This window comes from Mesorhizobium sp. M4A.F.Ca.ET.090.04.2.1, from assembly GCF_003999085.1.
GTDB lineage: Bacteria > Pseudomonadota > Alphaproteobacteria > Rhizobiales > Rhizobiaceae > Mesorhizobium.
Genome location: NZ_RZOT01000481.1, coordinates 1 through 4,801, shown reverse-complemented (window position 1 = coordinate 4,801; position 4,801 = coordinate 1). Strand labels below are relative to the sequence as shown.

The window sequence follows — 4,801 nt, the reverse complement described above, 5'->3', positions numbered from 1 at the left end:
CCACGCAAACAGCGCCCTTCGCCCGTCGATCGTCCAACTCACCCGCGCGGCTGGCTTCCACCCAGACGATCCGCCGAGCGTGAAACTCGATAAGCTGGAGCGGCTCCTGGCGCGGTCCACAGACAAGGTCCGGGACGACGCCCCTTTGTTGTCGGCGTTTCTTTCGCTTCCGGTGGGCAGCCGCTACGCACCCCTGAACCTCAGCCCCCAGCGCCAGAAGGAGCTGACCCTCGAGGCGCTGATCCGGCAGCTTGTTGGCCTGGCGGCCCGCCAGCCCGTGCTGTTGGTTTTCGAGGATATCCACTGGATTGATCCAACGTCGCTGGAGCTCCTCGACCGATTGGTCCCGCAGATCCCCCGCCTTGCAGTCTTGGCGATCTTCAGTTTCCGCCCTGAGTTCGAGCCGCGGTGGATCGGCCACCCGCGGGTCACCTCGCTCGCGCTGAACCGCCTGAGCCACCGGCAGGGTGCCGCCCTGGTGCAGCGGTTGACCGGTGGCAAGGCGCTGCCGGGCGGGTTGCTCGAGCAGATGGTGGCCAAGACAGACGGCGTGCCCCTGTTCCTCGAGGAGGTGACCAAGGCGGTCATCGAATCCGACGTGTTGACCGATGAAGGCGACCGTTACGCGCTCGCGGGCCCGCTGCCACCGTTGGCGATCCCTGCAACCCTGCAGGATTCTCTGGTGGCGCGGCTCGATCGGCTGGTGGCGCCGGCGCGGGAGGTTGCGCAGATTGGCGCCGCCATCGGCCGCGAATTCTCTTATGAGCTGCTGGCGGCTGTCGCGCAGCGCGGGGAACGGGAACTGCAGGGCGCCCTCGACCAGCTGATCGGCGCCGAGCTCGTGATCGCGCGCGGTCGGCCGCCGCACGCGACGTGCATCTTCAAGCACGCATTGGTGGGAGATGCCGCCTATGCCACCTTGCTGCGCAGTCGGCGCCAGCAACTGCACACCCGGATCGCCCACGCGCTCGAGCAGCATTTCGGCGAGGTCGTCGAACACGAGCCCGAGATCGTGGCTCAGCACTATACGGCTGCAGGCCTCTCGCTTCAGGCCATCGGCTATTGGCAGCGCGCGGGAGAGAGCGCCAACGACCGTTCGGCCAACGATGAGGCCCAGAGCCATCTGCAGAAAGCGCTGAACCTGATCGAAACGCTCCCTGCGGGCCCGGAGCGCCAGCGGCGCGAGCTCGCAGCGCTAACGGTGCTGGGCCGCGTGCTCGCCGCCAGGAGTGGCTACGCAAATCCCGAGGTCGAGCAGGTATATTCTCGCGCGCGCCGCCTTTGCGAGCTGATGCCGGAAGATGCGGACCTCTTCCCGGTTCTGCTCGGCCTGGCCATCTACTCGGCCACGCGCGCCGAACTCACGTCGGCGCACGAGCTGAGCGGACGGCTTCTCGACCTTGCCCGGCAGAGCAACGATCCCGTGTGGGTGGTCGAAGCCCACTATGCTCGGGGGGTCGGCTTTTCCTGGCGCGGCGACTTCAGGGAGGCACGCAAACATCTGGAGCTGGCCTCTGAATCGTATCGCCCACAGCGACATCGAGCGCATCTCGCCCTCTACGGCCAGGATCCCGGACCGATTTGCCTGTGTCGTGGGTCGGCGGTGCTTTGGCACCTCGGCTACCCCGACCAGGCGCTGGCCCGGATGGAAGACGCCCTTGTCTTGGCCGAGCGATTGGCGCACCCCTTCAGCCGCGCTTATGTGCTGACATGGGCAGCATGGTTACGACTGTTCCGACGCGAGGTGGCCGAAGCCGAGGAGCGGATCGACCGTGCGCTCACCTTCGCGACCGAGCAGGCGTATCCCTTTTGGACCGCCATGGCCGCCCAGCAGAAGGGCTGGCTCTCGGCGAAGCAGGGCCATAAGGAGCGGGCGATCGCCCAGATTGAGGATAGCCTGGCCCGGATGCAGGCCGTCGGAACGCACGTGACGCAGGCATACGCGATGGGACTGCTCGGCGAGGTGCTAGGCAGTGTCAATCGCGCGTCCGACGGCGTGCGTCTGATCGATCGGGCCCTCGACCAGGTGAACCGGACCCGCGAGCAGTGGTGCCATGCCGAATTGCTGCGGCTCCGCGGTGCCCTATGCGCTGCCGCGGAACCAGGCGATTGCCGCGAGGCTGAAATCTCGTTCCGCCAGGCGATCGAGCGGTCTCGCGAGCAAGGTGCCAAATCCTGGGAGCTCCGCGCCGCCACATCGCTTGCGCGCCTTTTGGCCGAACAGGGCAAGCGCGCCGAGGCGCACGACCTGCTGGCGCCGACCTACGGCTGGTTCACCGAGGGCTTCGACACGCTCGATCTGAAAGAGGCCAAGGCCTTGCTCGACAAGCTGGGGGCATGATCCACATGCCAGCCATGCAATGTCCGGTCCTGGCGCATTCCGGACACCGATCTCGCGCTGAGTCAGTGCACGCGTTCAAAATATCAAGCGAGTAGTCCATCGCGGCCTCGTCCCGGCTATCCGCCCGCGTGTTCGTTGCGACCGTGAGCCGCGATGAACATGGCGACAGCCGACCGGCAATAGGATTCGATTTCGTCATCGTCCTCTGCTCTCGCCTCATCAAAGCGTGCAATAATCAGAAGATCGGAGCCTTTGAAAAGTGCGGCAAACAAGCGGGCGGACCGGAGAGGATCGGGTACGTTCAGCACCGCCTTCGCGTGCAACTGACGTAACAGGGTCTCGATTTGGGCGACGATATGGGCGGGGCCGGCTTCGTAATGGACTTTGCTCAACGACTTTTGGTTCGGCGTGTCGGCCATGACCATGGCTTCGACGTTGCGGACGTCTGGGCGCAGCAGCGTGCGAAGCAGCGATGATCCCACCGCCATAAGCTGATCCTCGGCCGAGCCATCGACGCCTTCAAAAAGCGCCTGTGGGACTAACTGCTGACAGCGGGCCGCAAAGGCCGCGCCAAACAGCGCCTCTTTGTTCTCGAAGTGCTTGTAAATGCTGAGCTTCGATATCTTCGCTCGCTGGGCGACCTTGTCCAATGTCGTCGCTTGAAAACCCAATTCTGCAAAGAGTTCGCCTGCGGTGTCGACAATGGTTTGGCCAAGCGCCTCATTGGCGGGCCGGCCACGCCGGCCTCGACTATTTTCGGTCATCGCAATTACAGTCCTTGACAGTATCGTTATTCATGAATTACGATACTACGCAGTTTCAGAAATTCCAAGAGTGGATTTTATCGTGTCCTCCAAATCAGGATTGCCTTGGCCGCCCACCGATATCGAATGCGCATCGCTGGACGATTCTGCGCGCCAGGCTCAGCCCAACCCGCTTCATCCGCAACACGGAGCCCATCACCATGGATGACGTCATCATTATCGGCGGCAGCTTTGCTGGCCTTGCCGCCGCCCTGCAACTCGGCCGTGCCCGCCGCAAGGTCACCGTTCTCGACACCGGCCTGCCGCGCAACCGCTTCGCCGGCCACTCGCATGGTATGCTTGGTCACGATCACAAGCCGCCGCTGGACATCCTGGCCGAGGCGCGCCGGCAGTTGGCGCGTTATCCTGCGATCAGTCTGGTCAACGCTCGGGCCGACAAAGTCTCCGGCGGCATCGACGATTTCTCCGTCCTCATGGGCGATGGCGAAAGCCTTGGGGCGCGTCGGCTGATCCTGAGCTATGGCATCACGGACCAGATGCCCGATGTGCCGGGGTTTGCCGAAAGCTGGGGCACGTCCATCGTGCCCTGTCCCTATTGCGACGGCTTTGAAGTCGCCGGCCAGCATTGGGGCCTCGTCTGGTCCGGCCCGCAGTCGCACAATCAGGTCAGGCTGTTCCACGATTGGACTGACAGGTTGACGGTCTTCGCCGATGGTCACGACATCCCGACCGATATCCGGGCCGATCTGGAGCGTCGCAACACACCTATCGTCGATGGCCGGATCACTGAAATCACCCGTCATGGCAGCCGTAATCCCACCCTCAAGCTCGCTTCCGGCCGTGATGTCGCTGTCGACATTCTGTTCGCGCATCCGCGCAACAAGCCGTCCGCCGGCCTGCATGAATCACTGGGCCTCGCCACGGCCGCTACGCCCCTTGGCATCGTCCTCAAGGTTGATGAGCGCCGCGAAACCAGCATGCCCGGCATCTACGCCGCGGGCGACCTCACTAACCCCATGATCCCCTCGGTCACCACGGCATCGTGGCAAGGCGCGATGGCGGGCATCTTCGCCCAGCAGTCGATGCTGGTTTGAGAGGCGCGCCTGGAATCACCTTGTTGCAAACGTTCAAATTTGAGCTTCCGCACTCATGCTTTGTCGAGAGTATCTCCTTTAGTCTCCTAGACCTTCTGCGCCGTAAGTTTGGCCGTTTTGCATCGCCGTCGGCGACGACGAAATAGGAGAACGCAATGACTCGCAGTCACGTTGAACGTCTTGGAGAGTTCAGGGAGATCCTCGTCGCGACTCGGCGCGAAGGCGTCCGTAACGTGCACCATACGCGCGACGCAATGCGGGCAAGTGGCTTCCAGATCGGAGACAGCGATGGCTCCAGCTACGGCGCCCAGCTGAAGGCGCTTCAGGAGGAAATCGAGGCAGTCGATCGCGCCATCGAAGACGAGAAGCGGCTGGCCTTGGCCATCGAGAGCGCGGCTCAACCCCGCCGGCCGACCAAGCCGAGAATCGTGAAGGGAACGTAGAGCCAGGCGCTGGCGCTGGCGTCATGCCAGCGTGCGCTCGATCGCCGCGATCAACGCACCGAGCGCCGCGCCACCGGCCCCGCCATCCCCTTACTCGACCAGCAACGTCTCCAGCGCCGACGCCCGCCCGCTGATCGCCGGAAAGCCGAAGGTTCCAGC

Annotated in this window: 4 protein-coding genes; 3 read left to right on the top strand and 1 reads right to left on the bottom strand. The window is 63.9% G+C overall.

The features are described 5' to 3' along the window. Positions 1-2,341 (top strand): adenylate/guanylate cyclase domain-containing protein (locus tag EN781_RS26120; protein WP_210213501.1); only part of this gene is annotated, 2,341 nt, incomplete at its 5' end. 116 nt (positions 2,342-2,457) lie between these two features. On the opposite strand, the gene EN781_RS26115 is transcribed toward EN781_RS26120, so the two are convergent. Further along, the gene (locus EN781_RS26115; RefSeq protein ID WP_126055105.1) at positions 2,458-3,105 is read right to left on the bottom strand and encodes a TetR/AcrR family transcriptional regulator; all 648 of its coding nucleotides are present in this window, start codon (positions 3,103-3,105) and stop codon (positions 2,458-2,460) included. Positions 3,106-3,305: 200 nt separating this feature from the next. On the opposite strand from EN781_RS26115, the gene EN781_RS26105 reads away from it, so the two are divergent. Beyond that, positions 3,306-4,199: an NAD(P)/FAD-dependent oxidoreductase gene (locus EN781_RS26105; protein ID WP_126055104.1), complete on the top strand. Its 894-nt coding sequence runs from the start codon at positions 3,306-3,308 to the stop codon at positions 4,197-4,199. A gap of 155 nt (positions 4,200-4,354) precedes the next feature. After that, positions 4,355-4,642 (top strand): hypothetical protein, encoded by a 288-nt coding sequence (locus tag EN781_RS26100; RefSeq protein WP_126055103.1) that lies wholly within the window; start codon positions 4,355-4,357, stop codon positions 4,640-4,642. Positions 4,643-4,801 lie beyond the last annotated feature (159 nt).